15 protein-coding genes, 2 tRNA genes and 3 rRNA genes are annotated in these 26306 nt (G+C 38.6%); 11 read left to right on the top strand and 9 right to left on the bottom strand.

What is annotated here, in order from left to right; all coding sequences use genetic code 11:
- Positions 1–193: 193 nt before the first annotated feature.
- Positions 194–2317 carry a M3 family metallopeptidase gene (locus LB076_RS06220; protein ID WP_070786691.1) on the bottom strand — a complete coding sequence of 708 codons (2124 nt, stop codon included), beginning with the start codon at positions 2315–2317 and terminating at the stop codon, positions 194–196.
- A gap of 174 nt (positions 2318–2491) precedes the next feature.
- On the opposite strand from LB076_RS06220, the gene trmD reads away from it, so the two are divergent.
- The 8 genes from trmD (at position 2492) to uvrB (ending at position 13608) form a co-directional block, all read left to right on the top strand.
- Positions 2492–3169 carry a tRNA (guanosine(37)-N1)-methyltransferase TrmD gene (trmD, locus tag LB076_RS06215; RefSeq protein ID WP_070786690.1) on the top strand — a complete coding sequence of 226 codons (678 nt, stop codon included), beginning with the start codon at positions 2492–2494 and terminating at the stop codon, positions 3167–3169.
- 171 nt (positions 3170–3340) lie between these two features.
- Positions 3341–3691 carry a 50S ribosomal protein L19 gene (gene rplS, locus LB076_RS06210; RefSeq protein WP_070786689.1) on the top strand — a complete coding sequence of 117 codons (351 nt, stop codon included), beginning with the start codon at positions 3341–3343 and terminating at the stop codon, positions 3689–3691.
- Positions 3692–3965: 274 nt separating this feature from the next.
- On the top strand, positions 3966–6188 hold the full coding sequence (locus LB076_RS06205; RefSeq protein WP_070786688.1) for an NADP-dependent isocitrate dehydrogenase: 2223 nt from the start codon (positions 3966–3968) through the stop codon (positions 6186–6188).
- A 141-nt stretch (positions 6189–6329) separates the two neighbouring features.
- On the top strand, positions 6330–8711 hold the full coding sequence (locus LB076_RS06200) for a TonB-dependent receptor (RefSeq protein WP_070786687.1): 2382 nt from the start codon (positions 6330–6332) through the stop codon (positions 8709–8711).
- A gap of 5 nt (positions 8712–8716) precedes the next feature.
- On the top strand, positions 8717–9538 hold the full coding sequence (locus LB076_RS06195) for a DUF4249 domain-containing protein (protein WP_070786686.1): 822 nt from the start codon (positions 8717–8719) through the stop codon (positions 9536–9538).
- A 208-nt stretch (positions 9539–9746) separates the two neighbouring features.
- Positions 9747–10409: a thiamine diphosphokinase gene (locus tag LB076_RS06190; protein ID WP_070786685.1), complete on the top strand. Its 663-nt coding sequence runs from the start codon at positions 9747–9749 to the stop codon at positions 10407–10409.
- 100 nt (positions 10410–10509) lie between these two features.
- Positions 10510–11457 carry a 23S rRNA (adenine(1618)-N(6))-methyltransferase RlmF gene (gene rlmF, locus LB076_RS06185; RefSeq protein WP_425598068.1) on the top strand — a complete coding sequence of 316 codons (948 nt, stop codon included), beginning with the start codon at positions 10510–10512 and terminating at the stop codon, positions 11455–11457.
- 159 nt (positions 11458–11616) lie between these two features.
- Complete coding sequence (uvrB, locus tag LB076_RS06180) at positions 11617–13608, top strand: excinuclease ABC subunit UvrB (RefSeq protein ID WP_070786683.1); 1992 nt, start codon at positions 11617–11619, stop codon at positions 13606–13608.
- Here uvrB and LB076_RS06175 read toward each other — a convergent pair.
- Positions 13605–14009 carry a hypothetical protein gene (locus LB076_RS06175; RefSeq protein WP_070786682.1) on the bottom strand — a complete coding sequence of 135 codons (405 nt, stop codon included), beginning with the start codon at positions 14007–14009 and terminating at the stop codon, positions 13605–13607. The two genes, uvrB and LB076_RS06175, sit on opposite strands and share 4 nt — an antisense overlap.
- A 325-nt stretch (positions 14010–14334) precedes the next feature.
- Here LB076_RS06175 and LB076_RS06170 point away from each other — a divergent pair, with 325 nt between their 5' ends.
- Both LB076_RS06170 and LB076_RS06165 read left to right on the top strand, forming a co-directional pair.
- Positions 14335–14799, top strand: a complete 465-nt coding sequence (locus LB076_RS06170; RefSeq protein ID WP_070786681.1) for a DUF1456 family protein — start codon at positions 14335–14337, stop codon at positions 14797–14799.
- A 4-nt stretch (positions 14800–14803) separates the two neighbouring features.
- Positions 14804–15463, top strand: a complete 660-nt coding sequence (locus LB076_RS06165) for an NAD(P)H-binding protein (RefSeq protein ID WP_070786680.1) — start codon at positions 14804–14806, stop codon at positions 15461–15463.
- Positions 15464–15566: 103 nt separating this feature from the next.
- Here the strand turns inward: LB076_RS06165 and sucC are convergent, their stop codons facing one another.
- A complete protein-coding gene (gene sucC / locus LB076_RS06160) occupies positions 15567–16760 on the bottom strand; it encodes an ADP-forming succinate--CoA ligase subunit beta (protein ID WP_070786679.1) in 1194 nt (397 codons plus the stop codon).
- Between the two features lie 474 nt (positions 16761–17234).
- Between sucC and lysA the strand changes: the two genes are divergently transcribed.
- Positions 17235–18452: a diaminopimelate decarboxylase gene (lysA, locus tag LB076_RS06155; protein ID WP_070786678.1), complete on the top strand. Its 1218-nt coding sequence runs from the start codon at positions 17235–17237 to the stop codon at positions 18450–18452.
- A gap of 64 nt (positions 18453–18516) precedes the next feature.
- Here the strand turns inward: lysA and pafA are convergent, their stop codons facing one another.
- The 6 genes from pafA to LB076_RS06125 all read right to left on the bottom strand — a co-directional run bounded on the left by pafA (position 18517) and on the right by LB076_RS06125 (position 25974).
- Positions 18517–20130: an alkaline phosphatase PafA gene (gene pafA / locus LB076_RS06150; RefSeq protein ID WP_070786677.1), complete on the bottom strand. Its 1614-nt coding sequence runs from the start codon at positions 20128–20130 to the stop codon at positions 18517–18519.
- 717 nt (positions 20131–20847) lie between these two features.
- Positions 20848–20957, bottom strand: a 5S ribosomal RNA gene (gene rrf, locus LB076_RS06145).
- 126 nt (positions 20958–21083) lie between these two features.
- Positions 21084–23966, bottom strand: a 23S ribosomal RNA gene (locus LB076_RS06140).
- A 124-nt stretch (positions 23967–24090) separates the two neighbouring features.
- Positions 24091–24164 (bottom strand) — tRNA-Ala (locus LB076_RS06135).
- A 94-nt stretch (positions 24165–24258) separates the two neighbouring features.
- Positions 24259–24332: transfer RNA gene (locus LB076_RS06130), tRNA-Ile, on the bottom strand.
- Between the two features lie 128 nt (positions 24333–24460).
- A 16S ribosomal RNA gene (locus LB076_RS06125) occupies positions 24461–25974 on the bottom strand.
- The 16S, 23S and 5S rRNA genes sit together here with 2 tRNA genes alongside, the layout of an rRNA operon.
- Positions 25975–26306 lie beyond the last annotated feature (332 nt).

The following is a 26306-nucleotide window of genomic DNA, read 5'->3' as shown; positions in this document are numbered from 1 at the left end:
TTGGATTTATACTCTTGGTGGCAGAAATTGGTGTGGTTGTGGGGTCTTGATGTGGTGTGCGGACGCTAGCCCAGATGGTAACGGCATCCTATTGTGCCAGGGTTTGGCACAATAGATATAGTGTACAGCTGGAAATTGCTCCAAAAAAAAAGACATTCTTTGTGGAATGTCTTTTTTTTGGGGTTATGTGGGTTTATTTGTCTAAAAATCCTGCGTTTCTTAGATAGGGTTCTATTTGCATTTCGTGGCCTATTAATTCTTTGAAGGCGTGGTTTAGATCTACGCTGTTGCCTACCGATAGGATGTATTTTCGGAAGCGTTCGCTGTTTTCTCGGGTTAAACCTCCGTTGGCTTGCATCCAGTCATAAACGTTGTAGTCTAGGGTTTTGGACCAGGTGTAGGCGTAGTATCCGGAGGAGTATCCGCCGCTCCAAATGTGGGCAAAATAGGGGCTGTGGTATCTGGTGGGTACTTGGTCTACTAGTAGTCCGTATTTTTGAAGGGCTTGGGTTTCAAAATCTAAGGTGGGTTTGAAATCTTCGGGCTTGCTTACGCTGTGCCAGCTCATGTCTAAGGCGGAGGCGGCTAGGAGTTCGGTTACGTCATAGCCTTTGTTGAAGGTTTCGGCTTTTTTGATTTTTTGGATTAGTTCTTGAGGAATTTCGGCTTTGGTGCGGTAGTGTATGGCGTAGTTTTTTAATACTTCGGGATCTAAGGCGGCGTGTTCGTTGATTTGGGACGGAAATTCTACAAAGTCTCTTGGAACTGCTGTTCCGGATAGGCTGGTGTAGTTTTGATTTGCAAATAATCCGTGCAGGGTGTGCCCAAATTCATGAAACATGGTAATTACGTTATCAAAACTTATCAATGCTGGGGTGCCATTGGCGGGTTTTTGAAAGTTATAAACGTTTACAATTACTGGTTTTTGTTTTAAATAATGGGATTGCTCTACAAAGTTGTTCATCCAGGCACCGCCGTTTTTGTTGTCTCTGGTATAAAAATCTAAGTAGTAGATGGCTATGGATTTGGCGTCTTTGTCAAAAATCTCGTAGGCAATTACATCTGGATGGTAAACGGGTAAATCTTTGCGCTCTTTGAAGGTGATTCCGTACATTTTGGTTGCGGCAAAGAAGACGCCTTTTTCTAAGACGGTGGTTAATTCAAAATACGGTTTTACTTGGTTTTCATCTAAATCGTATTTTTGTTTTCTTACTTGTTCTGCATAGTAGTTCCAATCCCAAGGGGCTAGTTGAAAACCGCCATTTTGGGCATCTATAAGGTCTTGGATTTCTTTGGCTTCGGCTTTGGCTTTGGCTACGGCTGGAGTGGCTATTTTGGCTATCAAATCCATGGCGCGCTCTGGGGTTTGTGCCATTTGGTCTTGTAGTTTCCATTGTGCAAAATTCTTTTTGCCCATTAGGTTGGCTTTTTGCAATCGCAATCTTGCCATTTTTTCTAACACATCTCGTGTGTCTGCTTCGTTGTTATTTTGAGAGCGGTTCCAAGAGGATTTAAATATTTTTTCTCTGGAGGCGCGGTTGGTTAGGTTTTGTAATACGGGTTGTTGGGTGGTGTTTAAGAGTCCTATTAAATAGTGTCCGTCATGACCTGCCTCTGTGGCTTTGGCTTTGGCGGCAGCAAGTTCATTGGGGCTTAGACCATCTAAATCTGCAGGATTGTCAAATAAAACAGCTCCTTCTTTGCGTGCCAGTAATAATTTGTTTCCAAATAAGGTGCCTAGAGTGGCTAGTTCCTCATTTATTTTTTTCATTTTCTCTTTATCGGCATCGGATAGATTAGCTCCTGCGAGTTCAAATTCTTGCAAATAATAGGCTGTTAGTCTTTGATCTTCTCCTTTTAGAGTATTGGGATCTATTGCCTTGATGCGTTGGTATAATTTGCTATTTAGATAAATATTGTCACTATGTGCCGAAAAAATGGGCGCATACTCTGCTTGTAAAGCTTGCAGGGTTGGATTGGTATTTGCTCCTGTTAGATTATAAAAAACACTGGTTGCTCTTTTTAAATCTACTCCCGAGGTTTCTAATGCTAGTACGGTGTTTTGAAAGGTTGGTTGCGCCGGGTTAGTAGCTATTGCTAGTATTTCTTTTGCTTGAACTTCTAAGCCATACACAAAGGCGGGTTTAAAGTGCTTGTCTTTTATAACATTAAAACGGGGAGCTTGGTATTGCAAACTACTTTTTTGTAATAATGGATTGGTCTTTTGGACGGATTTGTTTTGGGCAGTGCTGGTTTGCAAAGACGTAACCATAACCAGCATGGTACTGGATAAGATGAGATTGGATACTATTTTCATAAAAGGGACTGTTTTTTATTTGGGCATAAAAGTAATTAAAATAAGGTAGCACCAAAAATTGCATCTGTTAATTGTTTTTAGACTCTGGCCTTACAGCATTGGCTTGGCATAAGTACTCTACCGTAACTCCTGAAAACTTTGTATCTTTGTGCTTTTAAATCTAGAAAAGAAAATATGCGTATTGATATTATTACGGTTTTGCCAGAATTATTAAAAAGTCCTTTTGAGGCTTCCATCCTTAAGCGAGCCATTGATAAGGGTTTGGTAGAGGTTCATTTTCATAATTTACGGGATTATACCACCAACAAACAAAAAAGTGTGGATGATTATCCGTATGGCGGCGGTGCAGGAATGGTAATGACGGTACAACCCATTGATGCGTGTATCACTCACTTAAAGAGCCAGCGTGCTTATGATGAGATTATATATATGTCTCCGGATGGCGAAACTTTAAATCAAAAAATGGCCAATACCATGTCTATGTACCAAAATATCATTTTGCTTTGTGGCCATTACAAAGGAGTAGACCAACGGGCACGAGATCATTTTATTACCAAAGAAATCTCTATAGGAGATTATGTTTTGTCCGGGGGAGAATTAGGCGCTTTAGTTTTATCCGATGCCTTAATACGCTTGATTCCGGGGGTATTGAGTGACGAGACCTCTGCCTTGACGGATAGTTTTCAGGATAATTTGTTGTCGCCGCCTATTTATACCAGACCTGCAGATTACAAAGGCTGGAAAGTCCCGGAGGTCTTAACCAGTGGTAACTTTGCCAAAATTGATAAATGGCGCGAGGATATGGCCTACCAACATACTAAAAACAGACGCCCTGATTTATTGGACGAATAACGTCTGCGAAAAGGCTTTGGAGAGGTTTAAAAGTCTCCAAATAAGCGTTTAAATAATTTAGAAATATACTTTTAAATCCAAAATAATTTTTTACTTTTGCACCCACTTTAGACTAACCTCTGGCGAGATCCGTGTATGTTGCTCTAATACAAAACCATAATTACAATTATCATGGCAGATTTAATGAAATTCGTTAAAGACGAATTTGTAGCAAAAAAAGACTTTCCTGAATTTGGAGCTGGAGACACTATCACCGTTTATTACGAAATTAAAGAGGGTGAAAAAACAAGAACACAGTTCTTTAAAGGAGTTGTTATCCAAAGAAGAGGTTCTGGTAACACTGAAACTTTTACTATTCGTAAAATGTCAGGTTCTGTAGGTGTAGAACGTATCTTCCCTATTAATTTACCTGCTTTACAAAAAGTAGAAATTAACAAAAAAGGTGCCGTACGTAGAGCTAGAATTTTCTACTTTAGAGAACTTACTGGTAAAAAAGCAAAAATCAAAGACAAAAGAAGATAGTTTACTGTCTCTTTATTCTAAAAATCCTGACCTTGTCGGGATTTTTTTTTGCCTTTTTCAAAAAAAATTAAACATTTCTGAATTTGACTGCGTTCTTTTAACAAAACAACAAATTCGTAGTTAACACATTAACAATCCTACAATTCCATAAATCCTGCCAATAAGAGCCGTAATTTACGGACTGATTTTCTTATATTTGTGAGGCTTATTTTGAGCAAAACATTCCTTTTAAACCCTTATTTTTTTTAAAAAATACGATTATAAAACCATACAGATGACACAAAAATCCAAGATTGTTTACACATTGACTGACGAGGCTCCTTTGTTAGCAACTTATTCTTTTTTACCTATCGTTACGGCTTTTACAGCTACTGCTGGCATTGAAATTGAGACAGAAGACATCTCCTTAGCAGCACGTATTTTGGCGCAATTTCCGGAATCTTTAAAACCCGAACAAAGAGTAAAAGATGCCTTGACTGAATTAGGAAAACTAGCCACATCACCAGAGGCAAACATCATCAAATTACCCAATATATCTGCATCGGTACCGCAATTGAAAGAAGCAATTGCAGAATTACAAGCACATGGCTACGCTATTGCAAATTATCCTGAAGAACCACAAAATGATGCCGAGAAAGAGATTAAGAAAAAATATTCTAAAGTATTAGGCTCTGCAGTCAACCCAGTACTACGCGAAGGAAACTCGGATCGTAGGGCGCCAAAAGCAGTAAAAAATTATGCCAAAGTAAACCCGCACTCTATGGGGGCTTGGTCTGCAGATTCCAAAACTAAAGTAGCTAGCATGGAAAAGGACGATTTTTACGGAAGTGAAAAATCCATTACATTAGACCATGCTACAGATGTAAAAATTGAATTTGTTGCTGCAAACGGCAAAACCACCATTCTTAAAGAAAGTACGCCGCTGCAAGCAGGTGAAATAGTAGACACCGCAGTAATGCACTTAAAAGAGTTAAAACTATTTGTTGCAAAAGCGATTGCTGAGGCAAAAGAAAAAAACATTTTGTTATCCGTACACCTCAAGGCTACTATGATGAAGGTTTCGGACCCTATCCTCTTTGGAGCAATAGTAGAGGTTTATTTTGCCGCTGTTTTTGAAAAATATGCTGCCCTTTTTGCACAATTAAATATGGATACCCGCAATGGTTTAGGAGATATTTATGCCAAAATTGCCGGACACCCCCAACAAGCAGAAGTCGAAGCAGCAATCCAACAAGCCATAAAAAATGGTCCAGCTCTTGCAATGGTTAATTCAGACAAAGGTATTACCAATCTGCATGTTCCTTCGGATGTAATTGTAGACGCTTCTATGCCTGCAATGATCCGTACCTCTGGACAAATGTGGAACAAAGATGGCCAATTACAGGATACCTTAGCCATCATTCCGGACCGATCCTATGCCGGAATTTATACCGCAACTATCGATTTTTGCAAAAAGAATGGTGCCTTTGACCCAAAAACAATGGGAAGCGTACCTAACGTAGGATTAATGGCACAAAAAGCCGAAGAATACGGTTCCCATGATAAAACATTTCAAATGTCTGAAGATGGTGTTGTACGGGTTGTAGATTCCAAAGGAGCGGTACTAATGGAACAGGCTGTAGCTGCCAAAGATATTTTTAGAATGTGTCAGGCCAAAGATGCTCCTATTCAGGACTGGGTAAAACTAGCCGTAAATAGAGCACGTTTGTCTGCTACTCCAGCCGTTTTTTGGTTGGATTCTAATAGAGCACATGATAGGCAATTAATAGAAAAAGTAACTCTTTATTTAAAAAACCACGACACTAATGGTCTTGATATTCAAATTTTAAATCCTATTGAGGCAACTAATTTTACCTTAGAAAGAATTAAAAAAGGCCAAGATACTATCTCTGTTACCGGAAATGTGCTACGGGATTATTTAACCGATTTATTCCCTATTTTAGAACTAGGTACATCCGCAAAAATGCTGTCCATTGTTCCTTTAATGAACGGTGGTGGCTTGTTTGAAACTGGTGCTGGCGGGTCTGCTCCCAAACATGTAGAGCAATTTACCAAAGAAGGCTATTTGCGTTGGGATTCTTTAGGAGAGTTTTTGGCTCTTGGTGCTTCTTTAGAGCATTTAGGACAATCTCTAAACAATACTAAAGCAATGGTATTATCTGAAGCTTTAGATAATGCAAACGATGCTTTTTTAAGAAATGATAAGTCTCCAAGCAGAAAAATTGGACAAATTGACAACCGCGGTTCTCATTTTTATTTAGCAATGTATTGGGCCGAAGCACTTGCTGCGCAAAACAAAAATGCCGAATTAAAAGCTACTTTTACTCCAATTGCAGCCGAATTTAAAAACAAAGAAACCCTAATTAATCAAGAACTGATTGCAGCACAAGGAAAACCGCAAGAAATTGGCGGCTACTACCAACCCAATCCAGAACTAACCAATAAAGCCATGCGCCCTAGCGCCACATTAAATGCTATATTGGAACAGATTGCATAACGATAGCAAACTACAACTCCTTTATTTTACTCCAAGAGGCTGCCCAAAAAAGGCAGCCTCTTTTTTCAGTATCTAAGATTTAACTTTTGCTTAACTTCAATTTTCTTATCTTTTCAGTCTAATTGTAAACACAACCAGAATATGTATTTTAATAAAATTAGCGGCATTATCCTTGCCTTTTTATTTAGTATTCCCTGCTTTTCGCAAGAAAAATACACGCTAAGTGGCGTTATTTCGGATAAAAAAAGCAATGAAACCCTTATAGGTGTAAATGTGTACATTCCGGAGTTAAACTCTAGTGTTACCACCAATGAGTATGGCTTTTATTCTATCACCTTACCCGAAGGAAACTACACCGTACTGGCTAGTTACATTGGTTACACTACCCTATCCGAACCTATAGCACTCACGCAAAGCAAAAAACATAATTTTAGTTTACAATTAAGTGGCGAGATGCTCGATGAGGTAGTCATCACAGACAACCGCAAAAGCACCAACATACGTGCGGCAGAAATGAGTATGAATAAACTCTCTATTGCGTCTATCCAAAAAATGCCTGTAGTATTAGGCGAAGTAGATGTTATAAAATCGTTGTTGCTGCTACCCGGAGTTACTAGTGCTGGAGAAAGATCCTCTGGTTTTAATGTGCGAGGCGGTGGTGCAGATCAAAATTTAATTTTGTTGGACGAAGCAACTATTTTTAATTCGTCGCATGTTTTTGGCTTCTTTTCGGTTTTTAATCCGGATGCAATTAAGGATTTAAGATTGTACAAAGGAGGTATTCCTGCTAATTTTGGCGGAAGAGCATCGTCTGTTTTGGATATTTATCAAAAAGACGGAAACAGCAACTCTTTTCATGCCAATGGAGGGATTGGTTTGATCTCCAGCAGGCTTTTATTAGAAGGTCCTTTGGTTAAAAATAAAGGTTCTTTTTTGATTGGAGGACGCAGTTCTTACGCACATTTGTTTCTAAAACTATCTGAGAAATTAAAAAATAGTACCGCATATTTTTATGACTTAAACGCCAAGATGAGCTACAAATTAAACCCAGATAATAATTTATATTTTTCGGGTTATTTTGGTCGAGATGTTTTTTCTATTAGCGATAGTTTTACGAATAAATACGGCAACACTACTCTAAATTTACGCTGGAATCATTTGTTTTCGGACAAATTATTTTCTAATTTTTCATTAATTTATAGTGATTACTATTATGGATTGAATTTAAATTTTATTGGTTTCAAATGGGATTCTGGCATCAAAAATTACAACCTTAAATATGATTTTAAAAGTTATATTTCGGATAATTTTAAATTAAAATACGGCCTAAATGCTATTTATTATTCTTTTAACCCCGGAAGAATTAGCCCTATTGACTCTAACTCTGCCATTAATCCAGACCAATTAGATAAAAAATATGCTTTTGAACCTGCTTTGTATGTTAGTGCAGAACAAGAACTATCCAAAAAATGGAACCTAACGTATGGATTGCGCTACAGTATGTTTTATAGATTAGGAGCTTCTACCATCAATTATTACACCAATAATCAAGCTGTGGTATTTGATACTGAACAACAAATTTATGAAAAAGCAACTCCTACAAGCTCGCGGTTTTATGGCAAAAACAAAGTAATCAAGAGCTACAACAATTTAGAGCCAAGGGCAGCGGTAGCCTATCAGCTAAATAACAACACGTCCTTGAAGGCTAGTTACAACCGCATGGCGCAGTACTTACAGTTGATATCCAACACCTCCTCTCCTACTCCTTTGGATATATGGATGCCGAGTGACAATTACATCCAGCCACAAATTGCAGATCAAGTGGCCTTTGGGTATTTTAAAAACTTTAAAGACAACATGTATTCTTTGGAGGTAGAAACCTATTACAAAAAAATAAAAAACAGATTGGACTATATTGATGGCGCAGATTTGATTGCAAATGATGCTATTGAACAAGTGATTTTGAACGGAAAAATGCGCTCATACGGATTGGAGCTTATGCTTCGAAAAAATGAAGGAAGATGGAATGGTTGGGTTTCGTATACCTTATCTAAGTCTGAGCAACAAACCCCAGGAAGAACTGCTGAGGAATTAGGTATTAACAACGGCCAATGGTACCGATCTGCTTATGACAAAACCCACAATCTTGCGGTAACAGCAACCTACGAAAGGAGCAAAAAATGGGCTTTTGGAGCCAACTTTACGTTACAGACTGGACAACCAGTAACGTATCCAACTGGACAATATAACTATTTAGATGTTGTGGTTCCTAATTATGGTTTGCGCAATAGCAATAGATTGCCTACGTACCATCACTTGGATCTTTCGGCTACTTTGACTCCTAAATCAAATAGCAACAGAAACTGGAAAGGCGAATGGGTTTTTAGTGTTTACAATATTTATAATAGAAAAAATGCAGCTGCTATTAATTTTAGTCAAAATGCGGATACTGGCACAAATGAAGCCATAAAGACGTCTATTTTTGGGGTAGTTCCGGCTGTGAGTTATAATTTTAAATTTTAAAAGATATGAAAAAGACCAACCTAATTATAAGCTTGTTGCTGTTGCTTTTTTTGAGTAGTTGCGAAGAAGTGGTCTCGGTGGACCTGAAACCAGAAGCACCTCGCTTGGTTATTGAAGCTGCTATAAATTGGCAAAAAGGCACTGACGGTAAACAGCAGAAAATAAAATTATCTACTACTACTTCGTTTTTTAGTAGCCAGATTCCTACTGTATCTGATGCTGTGGTAGTGGTTAAAAACTCCAATGGAATGGCTTTTGTGTTTAAGGAGTTGTCAAATAGTGGGGAATATGTGTGTGACCACTTTATTCCTGTTATTGGTCAAGAGTACAGCCTTAGTGTAACACTAAATAATACGGTGTATACCGCTACCGAAACCCTACAAGGCGTAGCCGCTATTGATGAGGTAACCCAAACTAATGAAGGCGGAATTACTCGAGATGAAGTACAGATTAAAACGTTTTTTAAGGATCCTTTAGAACAGGATAATTATTATTTTTTTAGGTATACTTATCCCGAAAATTTTCGACAAGATCTATCGGTGACTGATGATGACTTGTTTAAAGGGAATCGATTTTTTAGTTTGTCTCAAAAAGAGGATTTGAAGCCTGGAGATGCGGTAAAAATAACGCATTATGGGGTGTCCAGAAAGTATTACAATTACTTACAGATTTTAACTAGTATTGCCGGTGGTAATAGTGGCGGACCGTTTCAATCTCCGCCTACTACTTTGAGAGGAAATATCGTGAATACTACCAATAAGGAGCAGTATCCTTTGGGGTTTTTCTCTGTTAGCGAAACAGATTCTAGAACATATATTATACAATAATTTGGCGTTTTTTTAGCCCTGATAGTAGCGGCAGCCCTGAGCTCCAAGACCCTTTTTTTGTGTGAATTACGGAGCGACCAAAGGAAGCTCGGGAAGGCACTAACAAAAAATAGTTTTGGAGGGAAGGCTATAGCGAATAGCAGGAATAGCTCCTGAGGACTGTTTTTGTGTGTGGTTTTTTTTATCTTTACGTCTAAATTTATGCTTCATGTCTTCACATCATATTGTACGAGAGGATCAAGAACCTGCTTTGATTATAGCCAACGGGGCTTCTTGTGATCCGGAATTATTGGGCCAATTGCTGGAATGGTCTCCGCTGGTTATTGTACTGGATGCTGCCATGGAAAGGGTTATGCAGTTGGATATAAAAGTGGATGTATTACTTGGGGATTTTGATCGGGGTTTTGATCCACAATACTACCAAGAAAAACAGTATCCTCTGGAAATTGTGGTGGCTCCCAATCAAGATAAAACGGATCTTGAAAAAGCATTTGACTATTTGTGCCAAAGAAAAATACCTGCTGTAAATGTGGTTTGGGCTACTGGCAAACGCGCGGACCATACGATCACTAATTTGACTAGTATGGTTCCATACCGAGACAAATTAAAAATTGTGATTATAGACGACCACTCTAAAGTATTTTTGTTGCCTAGACGTTTTGAAAAATGGTACGAAGCCAATACAACTATATCTTTAATTCCTGTAGGTAAGGTGGTTGGTATTGATTCTGAAAATTTATTTTATCCTTTAAAAAAAGACCACTTGATTATAGGGTACAAAACCGGTAGTAGCAACCATGTAGCATCGGATGGGCTGGTGGTTATTGAACATACGGATGGGGATTTGCTGTTGATGGAGTGCAAAGATTAATTTAAAAACAACGTATTAAAACTTACAAAAGTGTTTGTTTTTGTATAACTTGCTACTGATTTTGACAAAAAATGTTTTTTTGTCTCCTTGAAACCTATTTATAATGTTGAAACAAATTACAGAGAAAACCAACCTACATCCCAGAAATTTGCATCGGTTGCGATATGATTTTGCTCTTTTGGTAGAAAACTGCCCTGAATTAAAAAAGTATATTGGCATTAATGAACACGATATTGAAACCTTAGATTTTAGTATTCCGGATGCAGTGAAAACCTTAAACAAAGCTTTGTTGACTACTTATTACGGAATCCAAAAATGGGATATCCCAGAAAATTATCTCTGTCCGCCTATTCCTGGCAGGGTGGATTATATCCATTATATTGCGGATTTATTAGCAGAATCTAATAATGGGGTGCTCCCGAAAGGTGCTTCTGTTGAAGGGCTGGATGTTGGCTTAGGTGCTAATTGTATTTATCCTTTGTTAGGAAATGCTAGCTACGGATGGAGTTTTGTAGGAACGGATGTTGACGAAAAAGCGCTTGCCAATTGTAGCCAAATAATTGCAAACAACCCCAAACTGATTGATTTTATTAGCTTGCAATTGCAGCTCTCTTCTCGGTTTGTGTTTAAAAACATTATAACTCCAGAGGATAAATTTGCTTTTACAATGTGCAATCCACCATTTCACTCTTCTGAACTTAAAGCTGAGAAAGCGGCTCTTAAAAAATTAAGCAATTTACAGGGCCAAAAAGTTACTAAGGCGGTATTGAATTTTGGCGGACAGAATGCGGAACTATGGTGTGAGGGTGGCGAACTGGGCTTTATAAAACAACTGATTTATGAAAGTGCCAAATACCCAATGCAATGTTTGTGGTTTACTACTTTGGTGGCCAAACAATCGCATTTGTCGAGCATTTACAAAACCTTGAACAAAGTAAATGTAGTTACCACAAAGACGATTGCTATGGCGCAGGGTCAAAAAAATAGCCGCATGGTTGCTTGGACGTTTTTGAGCGAAGAACAACAAAAGGAATGGAAATTTGATTAGCAATTGGTTGTGTGATGTAAAAATATTGCTGGGCAAAATAGGATTTGTTTTGTTGTTTTTATAGATAAAGAAGTCCTTAAGGCTGGTCCGTAGCAAGAAGCCTTTTTTTGTGGTATAAAGTTTGTAACTTTGTGGTTCTCAAAATTTGCCCCAAAATCTATGAATTTTCAAGTAGTATCCGATTACCAACCTAAAGGAGACCAACCACAGGCCATTACTAAATTAAGTGATGGTATTGTTGCTGGCGAAAAATTTCAGACACTATTAGGTGTTACCGGTTCTGGTAAAACCTTTACCGTTGCCAACGTGATTGAGCAGGTACAAAGACCAACTTTGGTTTTAGCGCATAATAAAACCCTAGCGGCGCAATTATACTCCGAGTTCAAACAATTTTTTCCGAACAATGCGGTGGAGTATTTTGTATCTTACTACGACTACTACCAGCCCGAGGCTTTTATGCCAGTAACTGGTGTTTTTATTGAAAAAGATCTGTCTATCAATGAAGAACTCGAAAAAATGCGCTTGAGCACCACTTCGTCCCTGCTCTCAGGCAGAAGAGATGTGTTGGTTGTGGCATCGGTGTCGTGTTTGTACGGTATTGGAAACCCTGTAGAATTTCAAAAAAACGTTATCGAGATAGAAAGAGGCCAAATCCTCTCTCGTACCAAATTACTGCACCAGTTGGTGCAAAGTTTGTATTCTAGAACCGAAGCAGATTTTGGCCCTGGTAATTTTAGAATTAAAGGTGATATTGTTGAAGTGTATCCGAGTTATGCGGATGATGCGTTCCGAATTCATTTTTTTGGAGACGAAATAGAAGAGATAGAAACTTTTGATATCAAAACGGCCGAAGTACTCGAAAAATTTGAAAAACTAACCATCTATCCCGCAAATATGTTTGTTACCTCTCCGGATGTACTACAAGGTGCCATCTGGGACATACAACAAGATTTAGTAAAACAGGTAGATTATTTTAAAGAAACAGGAAAACATTTAGAAGCAAAACGCCTTGAAGAGCGCACTAATTTTGATTTAGAAATGATCCGGGAGCTCGGCTATTGCTCGGGTATTGAAAATTATTCCCGTTATCTAGATGGTAGACTCCCTGGAACTAGACCCTTTTGTTTGTTAGACTATTTTCCTAAAGATTTTTTGATGGTAGTGGATGAAAGTCACGTTACACTATCTCAAGTTCATGCGATGTATGGTGGCGACAGAAGTAGAAAAGAGAACTTAGTAGAATATGGCTTTAGACTACCGGCAGCAATGGATAATCGTCCGCTAAAATTTGATGAATTTGAGGCCATGCAAAACCAAGTTATCTACGTATCTGCCACTCCTGCAGATTATGAATTACAAAAAACAGAAGGTGTAGTAGTGGAGCAAGTCATTAGACCAACAGGACTATTAGACCCTACCATTGAAATTAGACCTAGCCTAAATCAAATAGACGATTTAATTGAAGAAATTCAGCTGCGCTGCGAGTTAGATGAGCGGGTATTAGTGACTACTTTAACTAAAAGAATGGCCGAAGAACTAGCCAAATATTTTACCAAAGTAAACATTCGTTGCCGTTACATACATTCGGATATTGATACGCTAGAACGTATTGAAATCATGCAAGACCTACGCAAAGGGCTGTTTGATGTACTCATTGGAGTTAATCTATTGCGGGAAGGGCTAGATCTACCTGAGGTGTCTCTGGTGGCTATTTTGGACGCAGACAAAGAAGGTTTTTTAAGAAGCCACCGCTCTCTTACTCAAACCATTGGTCGTGCAGCACGTAATTTGAACGGAAAAGCCATACTATACGCCGATAAAATAACGGCAAGCATGCAAAAAACAATAGACGAAACAAGCTACCGTAGAACAAAACAAATTAATTTCAATACGCAAAACAATCTTGTACCCCAAGCGTTAAACAAAAAAATTGATAGCGCTTTTGTCAAAAACCCATTAATAGAACAAGAATTAGGCTATGGCGCAGCCGCTGTAGCAGAACCAGAAAACAGCTATTTATCTAAGGCCGAAATTGAAAAACAAATTAGAGAAAAACGCAAATCTATGGAAAAAGCCGCCAAAGAACTGGACTTTATGCATGCTGCAAAGTTGCGAGATGAAATTAAAAATTTGCAAAAACAACTAAATTAAGAATAAAATTCATCATAAATAGCCTGCAAATTTTCTGTAGATAGAGACACACTAGGAGATTTGTCCATGCGCACTAAAACTCTTTTCGTGGCATCTGGATTTATACCCATCCGAATAGAAATTTGATACATAGTATTCGACTCATTCGAATTTAATTTTTTGCCTTTATGCATCAAAAATGCCAAACGGTAAAAATGTTGCAAACGTACAAAAGCTGTTTTTGAGGCAACTAAAGGCAACTCTAAAAGAAACAAATTATTAAAATCTCCTTTTTTGAGATCTAAGGCATTGGCTATAACAAACAAAAAATCATATTCTTTTTTGGGCAAATTTCCTTCGGTGGTAGAAAATGCAATCATATCTAAAATCAAACGCTTCTTTTCTTCGTATACTTCTATCATAGTGTTTTTTGCTAAAATACCATTTTTTTAAAGAAAATTCCAAATTAAGCGCCATAAACTGATAATTATGCTTTTTTGTTGGTCTTATAGAATCCAAATTTAAACAATATGCAACATCTAAACTTTACGCTATGGCAATACAAAAACACTCGGCTATAAATAGCAATTCTGCTTGTCGCTAAATGCTAATCTTTAAAGTTGCCCTAACGCTTCATTGTGCAGTCTATAAAAAAAAAGCACGGGGCTTAAAACTACTCTAAAATGGTTTTAAAATTCGAAAAGCAATTGATTTAAAAACGTACCTTTGTAAAAAAAACACAACACCTTGACAAATAACGATATCTTTAAAAAATTACGGGTAGCATTAATGCTACGGGACGATCAAATAGTTGAAATTTTAGAATTAGTAGATTTTAGAATTACAAAGTCTGAATTAGGCGCTTTTTTCCGTGATGAAAAGCATGAAAATTATATGGAATGTGGGGATCAAGTCTTGCGCAATTTTTTGAATGGATTGGTAATTCATTTACGCGGAACCAAAGAAAATCCCAAAAATCCTACAGCGGTTTTAGCCAAGCACAAAGCACAAATTCCAGCCAAAACAACTACCAAAGAAAGAGCCGAATTTAAAGCAACGCCTAGAGATGAAGAAAAATCTAGAGCAGATCAAAGCCCATCCGAATCTGGTGCGGCTAAAAAGACTTCAAAAAAACAATATCCTAAGGGTAACAAAAAAGTACAGGTTGTAGAAAAAGTCAAATTTAATTTTGGCAAAAATAAGAAACCATAATCTTATGAAAACAGCTTTAATAATCGGAAGCACAGGTTTAGTTGGCGCTGCTTTATTGCAAAATCTTTTGAACAATAAGGCCTACGAAAAAGTAATTTGTTTTAATCGAGCTACCACAAACATCCAGCATCCAAAATATTCCGAAGTAATTGTAGATTTTGAGCAGCCCGAAACCTATCAAAACAGCATCATTGGAGATGATTTCTTTTGTACCATAGGCACCACTATTAGTAAGGCCGGAAGCAAAGAAGCATTTAAAAAAGTAGATTTTGAATATCCAAAACAGTTTGCCACTTTAGCTTCTAAGAATGGAATAAACCATTTTTTACTAATTTCTTCTTTGGGTGCAGATTCTGATTCCAATAATTTCTATTTGAAAACAAAAGGAGAAATAGAAGATTTTCTTAAAACCACTGCTTTTAAAAGGGTATCTATTTTAAGACCATCACTGCTCTTAGGAGATCGTAATGAATTTAGATTTGGAGAAAAAATTGGTGGCTTTTTAATGAAAACTTTTTCGTTTTTATTTCTCGGAAAGCTAAAAATCTACAAGCCTATTCAAAGTACCACTGTAGCAAAAGCCTTAGAGCAGATTGCTCAAAAAGAAACTTCTGGGTTTCAAATATACAATTCAGACAAAATTGAAGAAATAACACACTCTTAATTAAACGTACTGTTTACTACTCTGATCCTTTTATTATTTTTTTATAAAACACAAAAATCCTGAGCTTTCGCTCAGGATTTTTAATATATAACTATTTTTATAATTAAGAAAGTGCTGCTTGTACTTGATCTGCTGCTTCTTGAAATTCTACGGCAGATAAAATTGGCATTCCTGAATTATCAATTAATTCTTTTGCAATAGCGGCGTTAGTACCTTGCAAACGAACAATAATCGGCACCTTAATGGCATCTCCCATGTTTTTGTAAGCATCTACAACCCCTTGTGCCACACGGTCACAACGAACAATACCTCCAAAAATATTAATTAAAATTGCTTTAACATTTGGATCTTTTAAGATAATACGAAATGCAGTTTCAACACGTTTTGCATCTGCAGTTCCTCCAACGTCCAAAAAGTTTGCAGGCTCAAAACCAGCATACTTAATTAAATCCATGGTTGCCATAGCTAAACCAGCGCCGTTAACCATACATCCTACAGTACCATCAAGATCAACATAGTTTAATCCTACCTCTTTCGCTTCTACTTCAATTGGATTTTCTTCCAAAATGTCTCGCATTTCAGCATATTTCTTTTGTCTGTATAAAGCGTTGTCATCAATGTTTACTTTAGCATCTACTGCCAAAATTTTATCATCCGAAGTTTTCAAAACTGGGTTAATTTCAAACATAGATGCATCAGAACCAATGTAAGCATTGTATAACGCATCAATAAATTTCACCATTTCTTTGAAAGCATTTCCAGAAAGTCCTAAGTTAAATGCAATTCTTCTTGCTTGAAAACCTTGTAAACCTACAGCTGGATCTACTTCTTCAGTAAAAATTAAGTGTGGTGTATGCTCTGCAACTTCTTCAATATCCATTCCACCTTCTGTAGAATACATAATCATATTACGACCTGTAGCTCTATTTAAAAGCACTGAAACATAAAATTCTGAAGTTTCGGATTCACCAGGATAATAAACATCTTCTGCAATTAATACTTTGTGTACTTTTTTACCCTCTGCAGATGTTTGCGGAGTAACTAATTGCATTCCAATTATTTGACCTGAAATTTCTTCTACTTGGGCTAAATTTTTTGCTAATTTAACGCCACCGCCTTTACCACGTCCACCTGCATGAACTTGTGCTTTAACAACGTACCAACTCGTTCCCGTTTCAGTAGTTAATTGTTTGGCAGCAGCAACTGCTTCAACTGCATTATTAGCAACGATCCCACGTTGAATGCGAACTCCGTAGCTAGCTAAAATCTCTTTTCCTTGATATTCGTGTATGTTCATAATATAGAATTTGTCTGAATCCTGAATTTATTTCAGAATATAAGTGGTACAAAAATAGCAAAATTCATCTAAACTGTGAAATCTTTTTCTTTATTTAAAATAATCTTAATCTAGAGATAATTTTTTAAAGTTCTATTTTTTTGGTTTTCGAGATTCTTCGCCGAAAACTTATTGGCCCATTTAAACCACAAATAATGTTTCTGCAACTATTGCGGTATATAATTTTATTTTAATCAAAAAATAGCTTTATAAACATCCCAATTCTCACAATACACTTTGTTGACGCCAACTTTTGTTGCTTTTGTAAAAGCGATCTAAATTGTAGGATGTACCAGCGGTATCTTGTTGAAAAACAACTGTATTAAAAAACAACTATTTGTTACAAAAATAACTTTTTGTTATAATTTGTTAAGATTGTCGTATTTATTTGTATAACCAAAAAACTATAATAAATTTGCTTAAAAATTAAACCCCATGCAATCAAAAGACTTAGTACAATTAGCAGAACAATTTGGCAGTCCAATATATGTTTATGATGCCGATAAAATTAAATCCCAATACAATAGATTAACAAATGCTTTCTCTAAGGTTGAAAAGTTGCGTATTAACTACGCCATGAAAGCATTGTCCAACGTTGCTATACTTCAGTTATTGAAAGAAATGGGGTCTGGTCTAGATACCGTATCCATCCAAGAGGTACAATTAGGGCTTCATGCTGGATATGAGCCTGAAAAAATATTTTATACCCCAAACGGCGTTTCTCTTGAAGAAATTGAAGAAGTAAATGCGATGGGCGTACAAATCAACATAGATAATTTATCTATCTTGGAACAATTTGGAGCCAAACATCCTAATGTTCCGGTATGTATTCGCATCAACCCACATGTTATGGCTGGTGGAAACACCAATATTTCTGTGGGACATATTGATAGTAAATTTGGAATTTCAATACACCAATTACCCCACCTTGTTCGTATCGTCGAAAACACTAAAATGAATATTGTAGGTATTCACATGCACACGGGTTCGGATATTTTGGACATTGAAGTATTTTTATATGCTGCTGAAATTTTATTTGATGCCGCCAGAAACTTTAAAGATTTAGAGTTTTTAGATTTTGGAAGCGGTTTTAAAGTACCTTATAAAAAAGACGATATTGAGACGGATATTGAAGAATTAGGTAAAAAATTATCCAAAAGATTCAATGCGTTCTGCACAGAATATGGAAAAGAATTAACATTAATTTTTGAACCAGGAAAATTTTTGGTAAGTGAAGCAGGTCATTTTTTAGCAAAAGTAAATGTAATTAAACAAACTACATCTACAGTATTTGCCGGAATAGATAGTGGCTTTAACCATTTAATTAGACCTATGCTTTATGGATCGCAGCATCATATTGACAACATTTCTAATCCCAAAGGAAAGGAACGTTTTTATTCTGTAGTTGGCTATATCTGCGAAACGGATACTTTTGCAAATAACCGTCGTATTGCTGAAATTAAAGAAGGGGATATTCTGAGTTTTAAAAATGCAGGAGCTTATTGCTATTCTATGGCTTCTAATTACAATTCTAGATACAAGCCTGCCGAAGTTTTATGGATACAAGGTCAAGGGCATTTGATTCGTGCTCATGAAACATTTGAAGACTTATTAAAAAATCAAATTTCATTACCATCAGAGGTTACTTTATAAACACTAAAAAAGGATGTACTATATTAGTACATCCTTTTTTTTAGTAATTATAAATCTTCTTCATTTAATCTTTCAAAACTTCCTCCAGAACTTCGGCCTTAGTACCATTTGGAAGTGAAATTTTAATCTTCAGTGCAATGGTAGGCGCTATTTGTGTAATTTCTTTTTTTGCAAAAGATTGTCCTTTTGGGATATGCCAACCATAAAATAGTGCAGGAACATGCGTATCATAGCTATAGGTTGTTCCATGCGAGGTACCCGTACCCCAGTATTCTATATATCCTGGTTTATCCAAAACAACCATATCTCCATTTTGAGTAACATCGTATCCATTTGCTATAAAATTTAAAAAATAATCGTTAGCAGAAGGATTTAAAATTTCTTCTTCGGTATAGACTCTTTTTACATAATCTTGCCCCATCAGATGGGTCTTGAATTTAGATTTTACAACGGCTAAATCTAGGTTATTGGCATTAATGATTTTTTTATCAAAAAAAAGATTAAAATTAGAATAATTTAAGACCAAATCTATACCAAATGTCTTTACAGAAAATTCTTTTAAGTTGTTTCTAATTTCTTTAGGACTAATACTACTCACTTGATATTGATGTTCTTTTAAATAATTTACATTTTCAGCACCACCATGATCCGCTGTTAAAAACAGCAAATAATTATCTTTACCGACCTTTTTATCTAGATAATTCAAAAAATCTGCTATAGTTTGATCTAATCTCAAATACGTATCCTGAAGTTCCATAGATCTTGGGCCTAATAAATGGCCTATATAGTCTGTTGAAGAAAAACTAACAGACAAAAAATCAGTTGTAGTGTCTTTACCTAATTCTTCGTTTTCGATTGCTCTCATAGCAAATGAAGCTAAAAAATCATTCCCAAAGGGAGTAGAACGCAATACAGAAGCACCATTTTTATCATACATACTTTTTAAATCGTAAGGAAAAACAGGGGCAATACTAGTATACAACTTACCTTCATAAGAGTTGTTATCCTCCAAACTTTCATTATAAATCGCCTTAGGCTTAAATAAATCCCAGCCCTTATTAATGTAGGATAGGTAGTTTTTTTCGCTATTGAATTTGGTTACCCATTCTGGTAAAGCTTCTCCATAAAAAGAACTAGATATAAAAGACCCCGACTTACTGTACCAAAAGGCCCAATTGGCAAAATGTCCTGCTGGCAAAATTGCACCACGATCCTTTATGCTCAAACCAATAACTTTCCCTTTAAAATTTGTAGCCATACGCAACTCATCCGTGATTGTTGTTGTTAACAAATTTTTAGGAGACATAGCGCCCTCCTCAAGAGTCCCGTCGCCAAGAGTGTGCACCCCATCATCGTCCGTACAATAGGTTTCTTTTCCAGCATTTCTGCTAAACCACTCATTACCTACTATACCATGCATAGCAGGTGTTGCGCCTGTAAAAATAGAGGCATGACCGGGAGCAGTATAGGTAGGCATATAATTGTAATGCATATTTTGATAAACATACCCATTATTAAGTAACCTATTAAATCCGTTATCTGAAAAATCACTTGAAAATCGGTACAAATATTCCATTTTCATTTGATCCACAACTAAACTAACAACCAATTTTGGTCGATCTTGTGCTTGCAAATTAGTTAGCGTTGCAAAAATAAACAACAGAGCTATTTTTTTCATATTAAGTATATTTAACTACAAAAATAGCAATTAACAATAACAAACTTTTAAATAAGTCCTAACAATAGAATTCACCACAATAGAATTAACATTAAAACAACCTTTTAATATAATCTAATTGAACGAAAAATAAGTTGCTCAAAAAAAATTCGATTATAGAAAATGTGAGCATCTTAAAGCAACCACATTGGTAAGCTAAAAGTAAATCGATCTGGATTTAAATCGGAACAATACAATCTCAAGATCAATAATGAATCACTATTAAACTATTTCAACAATTGAAATACGAATACTTCGAAAGAAACGAAATTCATAAGCTTCTTTAAAATAGGAATAATCTTTAAATACTAAAATTAAAGCATTCAGAAGTCGGTTTAAAGCCGTTCAAAACATTGAGTTCTTCCTTTTTAGGTTATCAAACCTTTTTGGATAACCCACAACATTTGCGCATGATTCAGTACAAATGCTTCGGCAGAATCTTTCAACGAAAAAATAAAAGCATTAATATCGCAATTTGAGATGTAATAAAAGTTGATTTGCCCTTTTTAAGAACAACAAAATTGGATCCAATGGGTTTTAGATATAAAACAAAAAACCCTTATCCGATTAGGATAAGGGTTTTTTAAAAAGAAAGGCGACGGATCGAGGCTTTTTAGCCGACACCTGGTGCCTATAAAAAAAAAGAACCCCAACTTTTACAAGTTGGGGTTCCATAAAGAAAGGCGACGACATACTCTCCCACATAACTGCAGTACCATCTGCGCAGGCGGGCTTAACTTCTCTGTTCGGGATGGGAAGAGGTGAGCCCCGCCGCAATAACCACCTTAAGGTCGTTTTGCAATGGGTAAATTAGCATGGTGCTAATAAACATTACAGAATATCGTAACATACTGAGATAAAGAAAAAAATATAATTAGAAAGTTTCCCCAGCCTCTTACGAGGCTGGAAAGGGTGTACATAAGCTTACGGATTATTAGTACTACTCGACTATGACATTACTGCCTTTACATCTATAGCCTATCAACGTGGTCATCTCCCACGATCCTTAAAAGAAATCTCATCTTGTGGTGGGTTTCGCGCTTATATGCTTTCAGCGCTTATCCCTTCCAAACGTAGCTACTCTGCCATGCCACTGGCGTGACAACAGATACACTAGAGGTTTGTCCAATTCGGTCCTCTCGTACTAGAATCAGATCCACTCAAATTTCTTGCGCCCACAGTAGATAGAGACCGAACTGTCTCACGACGTTCTGAACCCAGCTCGCGTGCCACTTTAATGGGCGAACAGCCCAACCCTTGGGACCTTCTCCAGCCCCAGGATGTGACGAGCCGACATCGAGGTGCCAAACCCCCCCGTCGATATGAGCTCTTGGGGGAGATCAGCCTGTTATCCCCGGCGTACCTTTTATCCTTTGAGCGATGGCCCTTCCATGCGGAACCACCGGATCACTATGCTCTACTTTCGTACCTGATCGACCTGTATGTCTCTCAGTCAAGCTCCCTTATGCCATTGCACTCTACGCACGGTTACCAAGCGTACTGAGGGAACCTTTAGAAGCCTCCGTTACTCTTTTGGAGGCGACCACCCCAGTCAAACTACCCACCAAGCAATGTCCCCCGCAATGCGGGGTTAGGCCTCAGACAAACAAAGGGTTGTATTTCAACAATGACTCCACAACGCCTAGCGACGCCACTTCATAGTCTCCAACCTATCCTACACATCATTTGTCCAAGGTCAATACTAAGCTATAGTAAAGGTGCACAGGGTCTTTTCGTCCCACTGCGGGTAAGCGGCATCTTCACCGCTACTACAATTTCACCGAGCTCATGGCTGAGACAGTGTCCAGATCGTTACACCATTCGTGCAGGTCGGAACTTACCCGACAAGGAATTTCGCTACCTTAGGACCGTTATAGTTACGGCCGCCGTTTACTGGGGCTTCAATTCAATGCTTCTCCGAAGATAACATCTCCTCTTAACCTTCCAGCACCGGGCAGGTGTCAGGCCCTATACTTCATCTTACGATTTTGCAGAGCCCTGTGTTTTTGATAAACAGTCGCCTGGACCTCTTCACTGCGGCCAGCATTGCTGCTGGCGACCCTTCTCCCGAAGTTACGGGTCTATTTTGCCTAATTCCTTAGCCATGAATCTCTCGAGCACCTTAGAATTCTCATCTCGACTACCTGTGTCGGTTTGCGGTACGGGTACTATTAACCTGAAGTTTAGAGGTTTTTCTTGGAAGCGCTTAGGTGTACTATCTCTTTGTCCGAAGACGCCGAGTACTATCGTATTTCCCCAAGCCGCGTGGATTTGCCTGCGCAGCCTATAGGTACGTACTTCAACGAACTATTCCGTCAGTTCGCGACACTTTCATTACTCCGTCACCCCATCACAGTTAAAACTAGTACGGGAATATTAACCCGTTGTCCATCGACTGTCCCTTTCGGGTTCGCCTTAGGTCCCGACTAACCCACAGCTGATTAGCATAGCTGTGGAAACCTTAGTCTTTCGGTGTGCGGGTTTCTCGCCCGCATTATCGTTACTTATGCCTACATTTTCTTTTCTAATTAGTCCAGCAACCCTTACGAATCACCTTCAACCCCATTAGAATGCTCCCCTACCACTTACGTATTATCGTAAATCCATAGCTTCGGTAATATACTTATGCCCGATTATTATCCATGCTCGTCCGCTCGACTAGTGAGCTGTTACGCACTCTTTAAATGAATGGCTGCTTCCAAGCCAACATCCTAGCTGTCTAGGCAGACAAACCGCGTTCTTTCAACTTAGTATATATTTGGGGACCTTAGCTGATGGTCTGGGTTCTTTCCCTCTCGGACTTGGACCTTAGCACCCAAGCCCTCACTGTTATGAAACATTATATAGCATTCGGAGTTTGTCAGGAATTGGTAGGCGGTGAAGCCCCCGCATCCAATCAGTAGCTCTACCTCTATATAACTTAAACATAACGCTGCACCTAAATGCATTTCGGGGAGTACGAGCTATTTCCGAGTTTGATTGGCCTTTCACCCCTACCCACAGATCATCCCAAGACTTTTCAACGTCAACGGGTTCGGTCCTCCACTTTGGGTTAACAAAGCTTCAACCTGTCCATGGGTAGATCACACGGTTTCGCGTCTAACACTACTGACTAAAGCGCCCTATTCAGACTCGCTTTCGCTACGGATCCGTGGCTTAACCACTTATCCTTGCCAGCAACGTTAACTCGTAGGCTCATTATGCAAAAGGCACGCCGTCACCCCACGAAAGGGCTCCGACCGCTTGTAAGCGTATGGTTTCAGGATCTATTTCACTCCGTTATTCACGGTTCTTTTCACCTTTCCCTCACGGTACTGGTTCACTATCGGTCTCTCAGGAGTATTTAGCCTTAGCGGATGGTCCCGCCAAATTCAGACAGGATTTCTCGTGTCCCGCCCTACTCAGGATACCACTATCCATTATAGCACTTACCTATACAGGACTATCACCCTCTTTGGTTCTACTTTCCAGTAGATTCTAGTTCGTTTTACATGGAATATCGTGGTCCTACAACCCCAAAATTGCCGTAACAACTTTGGTTTGGGCTAATCCGCGTTCGCTCGCCACTACTTACGGAATCACTTTTGTTTTCTTCTCCTCCGCCTACTTAGATGTTTCAGTTCAGCGGGTTTGCCCACCCGTAGGTGTACTATGTCTTCAACATAGTGGGTTGCCCCATTCGGGTATTTACGGATCAATCGATGTGTGCTCGTCCCCGTAACTTTTCGCAGCTTATCACGCCCTTCATCGCCTCTGAGAGCCAAGGCATCCCCCATACGCCCTTATTTTGCTTATTGTACCAATCTTAAAATTAATTAAGACCGTTTTTTTTGTCTTTTACTACTAATAGTAAAAAACGCTTTCTACTTGTAATATTTTCTTATCTCAATATGTCAATGAACTTTTTTCCTTTCGGAATTGTGGAGAATAACGGAGTCGAACCGTTGACCTCCTGCGTGCAAGGCAGGCGCTCTAGCCAGCTGAGCTAATCCCCCATTTCTAATCTTAAATTATGAATGTTGAATTTTGAATTAAGGTATTCATACTCATACTTCTAAAATTTCCTTATATATAACTAATCCTAAATTGTTGTCTCGGACAGACTCGAACTGTCGACCCCTACATTATCAGTGTAGTACTCTAACCAGCTGAGCTACGAGACACTCTTCATTCTTAAATTATTTGTTCTTTTTTTAAATTAACAGCAAGAGTAATAAAATTTTAAGCATAATGACCAACTTCTCTTTTCGTCTCTTTCCCTAGCGTGCTTGCGCTAACACTAAGGCTCTAGAAAGGAGGTGTTCCAGCCGCACCTTCCGGTACGGCTACCTTGTTACGACTTAGCCCTAGTTACCAGTTTTACCCTAGGCAGCTCCTTGCGGTCACCGACTTCAGGCACCCCCAGCTTCCATGGCTTGACGGGCGGTGTGTACAAGGCCCGGGAACGTATTCACCGGATCATGGCTGATATCCGATTACTAGCGATTCCAGCTTCACGGAGTCGAGTTGCAGACTCCGATCCGAACTGAGAACGGTTTTGTAGATTCGCTCCTATTTGCATAGTGGCTGCTCTCTGTACCGTCCATTGTAGCACGTGTGTAGCCCAAGGCGTAAGGGCCGTGATGATTTGACGTCATCCCCACCTTCCTCACAGTTTACACTGGCAGTCTTGTTAGAGTTCCCGACTTGACTCGATGGCAACTAACAACAGGGGTTGCGCTCGTTATAGGACTTAACCTGACACCTCACGGCACGAGCTGACGACAACCATGCAGCACCTTGTAAATTGTCTTGCGAAAGGTCTGTTTCCAAACCGGTCAATCTACATTTAAGCCTTGGTAAGGTTCCTCGCGTATCATCGAATTAAACCACATGCTCCACCGCTTGTGCGGGCCCCCGTCAATTCCTTTGAGTTTCAAACTTGCGTTCGTACTCCCCAGGTGGGATACTTATCACTTTCGCTTAGCCACTGAGATTGCTCCCAACAGCTAGTATCCATCGTTTACGGCGTGGACTACCAGGGTATCTAATCCTGTTCGCTACCCACGCTTTCGTCCATCAGCGTCAATCAATTAGTAGTAACCTGCCTTCGCAATTGGTATTCCATGTAATCTCTAAGCATTTCACCGCTACACTACATATTCTAGTTACTTCCTAATAATTCAAGTCAGACAGTATCAATGGCCGTTCCACCGTTGAGCGATGGGCTTTCACCACTGACTTATCTGACCGCCTACGGACCCTTTAAACCCAATGATTCCGGATAACGCTTGGATCCTCCGTATTACCGCGGCTGCTGGCACGGAGTTAGCCGATCCTTATTCTTACAGTACCGTCAAGCTGGTTCTCGAACCAGGGTTTCTTCCTGTATAAAAGCAGTTTACAATCCATAGGACCGTCATCCTGCACGCGGCATGGCTGGATCAGGCTTGCGCCCATTGTCCAATATTCCTCACTGCTGCCTCCCGTAGGAGTCTGGTCCGTGTCTCAGTACCAGTGTGGGGGATCTCCCTCTCAGGACCCCTACCCATCGTAGCCTTGGTATGCCGTTACCATACCAACTAGCTAATGGGACGCATGCTCATCTTTCACCGATAAATCTTTAATAGTGGTCTCATGCGAGACTGCTATACTATGAGGTATTAATCCAAATTTCTCTGGGCTATCCCTCTGTGAAAGGTAGATTGCATACGCGTTACGCACCCGTGCGCCGGTCTCTAGTTCCGAAGAACTATACCCCTCGACTTGCATGTGTTAAGCCTGCCGCTAGCGTTCATCCTGAGCCAGGATCAAACTCTTCATCGTATATTGTTTGCTTATCTCTAAGCTATTTATTTTTGACTGAAGATCTATTGGTTCTTTTTTTATTCTTGCATTTCTATTACTCTTATTCTTTGTCTTAAGATCTCTCTTAAAACGGCTGTCAATTCAATATGTCTAGGAACGTGTCTTATCTTGTTTCTCGTTTCGTCGGTCAATTTTCGTGACTCTCGAAGCGGGTGCAAAACTACAACTTGTTTTGGTAACTGGCAAGAAAATTTTGAGTTTTTTTTAAAAAATAATTTTTTAATTTTTTCTCTATTTCTCTTAGCAGTATGTCAAATAACGTCGCTTGTTTGCGGGGTGCAAATGTAAAC

Origin of the sequence: Flavobacterium crassostreae (assembly GCF_001831475.1) — a bacterium.
Taxonomy (GTDB): Bacteria; Bacteroidota; Bacteroidia; order Flavobacteriales; family Flavobacteriaceae; genus Flavobacterium; species Flavobacterium crassostreae.
Note: the sequence above shows the minus strand (reverse complement) of the source record. Positions and strands in the feature narration are given on the sequence as shown.

Coding starts and splice junctions, on each gene's coding strand:
- uvrB (WP_070786683.1), top strand. CDS start 11,617: ATGAATTTTCAAGTAGTATCCGATTACCAACCTAAAGGAGACCAACCA.
- pafA (WP_070786677.1), bottom strand. CDS start 20,130: ATGAAAAAAATAGCTCTGTTGTTTATTTTTGCAACGCTAACTAATTTG.
- LB076_RS06165 (WP_070786680.1), top strand. CDS start 14,804: ATGAAAACAGCTTTAATAATCGGAAGCACAGGTTTAGTTGGCGCTGCT.
- rplS (WP_070786689.1), top strand. CDS start 3,341: ATGGCAGATTTAATGAAATTCGTTAAAGACGAATTTGTAGCAAAAAAA.
- LB076_RS06220 (WP_070786691.1), bottom strand. CDS start 2,317: ATGAAAATAGTATCCAATCTCATCTTATCCAGTACCATGCTGGTTATG.
- LB076_RS06205 (WP_070786688.1), top strand. CDS start 3,966: ATGACACAAAAATCCAAGATTGTTTACACATTGACTGACGAGGCTCCT.
- LB076_RS06190 (WP_070786685.1), top strand. CDS start 9,747: ATGTCTTCACATCATATTGTACGAGAGGATCAAGAACCTGCTTTGATT.
- trmD (WP_070786690.1), top strand. CDS start 2,492: ATGCGTATTGATATTATTACGGTTTTGCCAGAATTATTAAAAAGTCCT.
- LB076_RS06195 (WP_070786686.1), top strand. CDS start 8,717: ATGAAAAAGACCAACCTAATTATAAGCTTGTTGCTGTTGCTTTTTTTG.
- lysA (WP_070786678.1), top strand. CDS start 17,235: ATGCAATCAAAAGACTTAGTACAATTAGCAGAACAATTTGGCAGTCCA.
- sucC (WP_070786679.1), bottom strand. CDS start 16,760: ATGAACATACACGAATATCAAGGAAAAGAGATTTTAGCTAGCTACGGA.
- LB076_RS06200 (WP_070786687.1), top strand. CDS start 6,330: ATGTATTTTAATAAAATTAGCGGCATTATCCTTGCCTTTTTATTTAGT.
- LB076_RS06175 (WP_070786682.1), bottom strand. CDS start 14,009: ATGATAGAAGTATACGAAGAAAAGAAGCGTTTGATTTTAGATATGATT.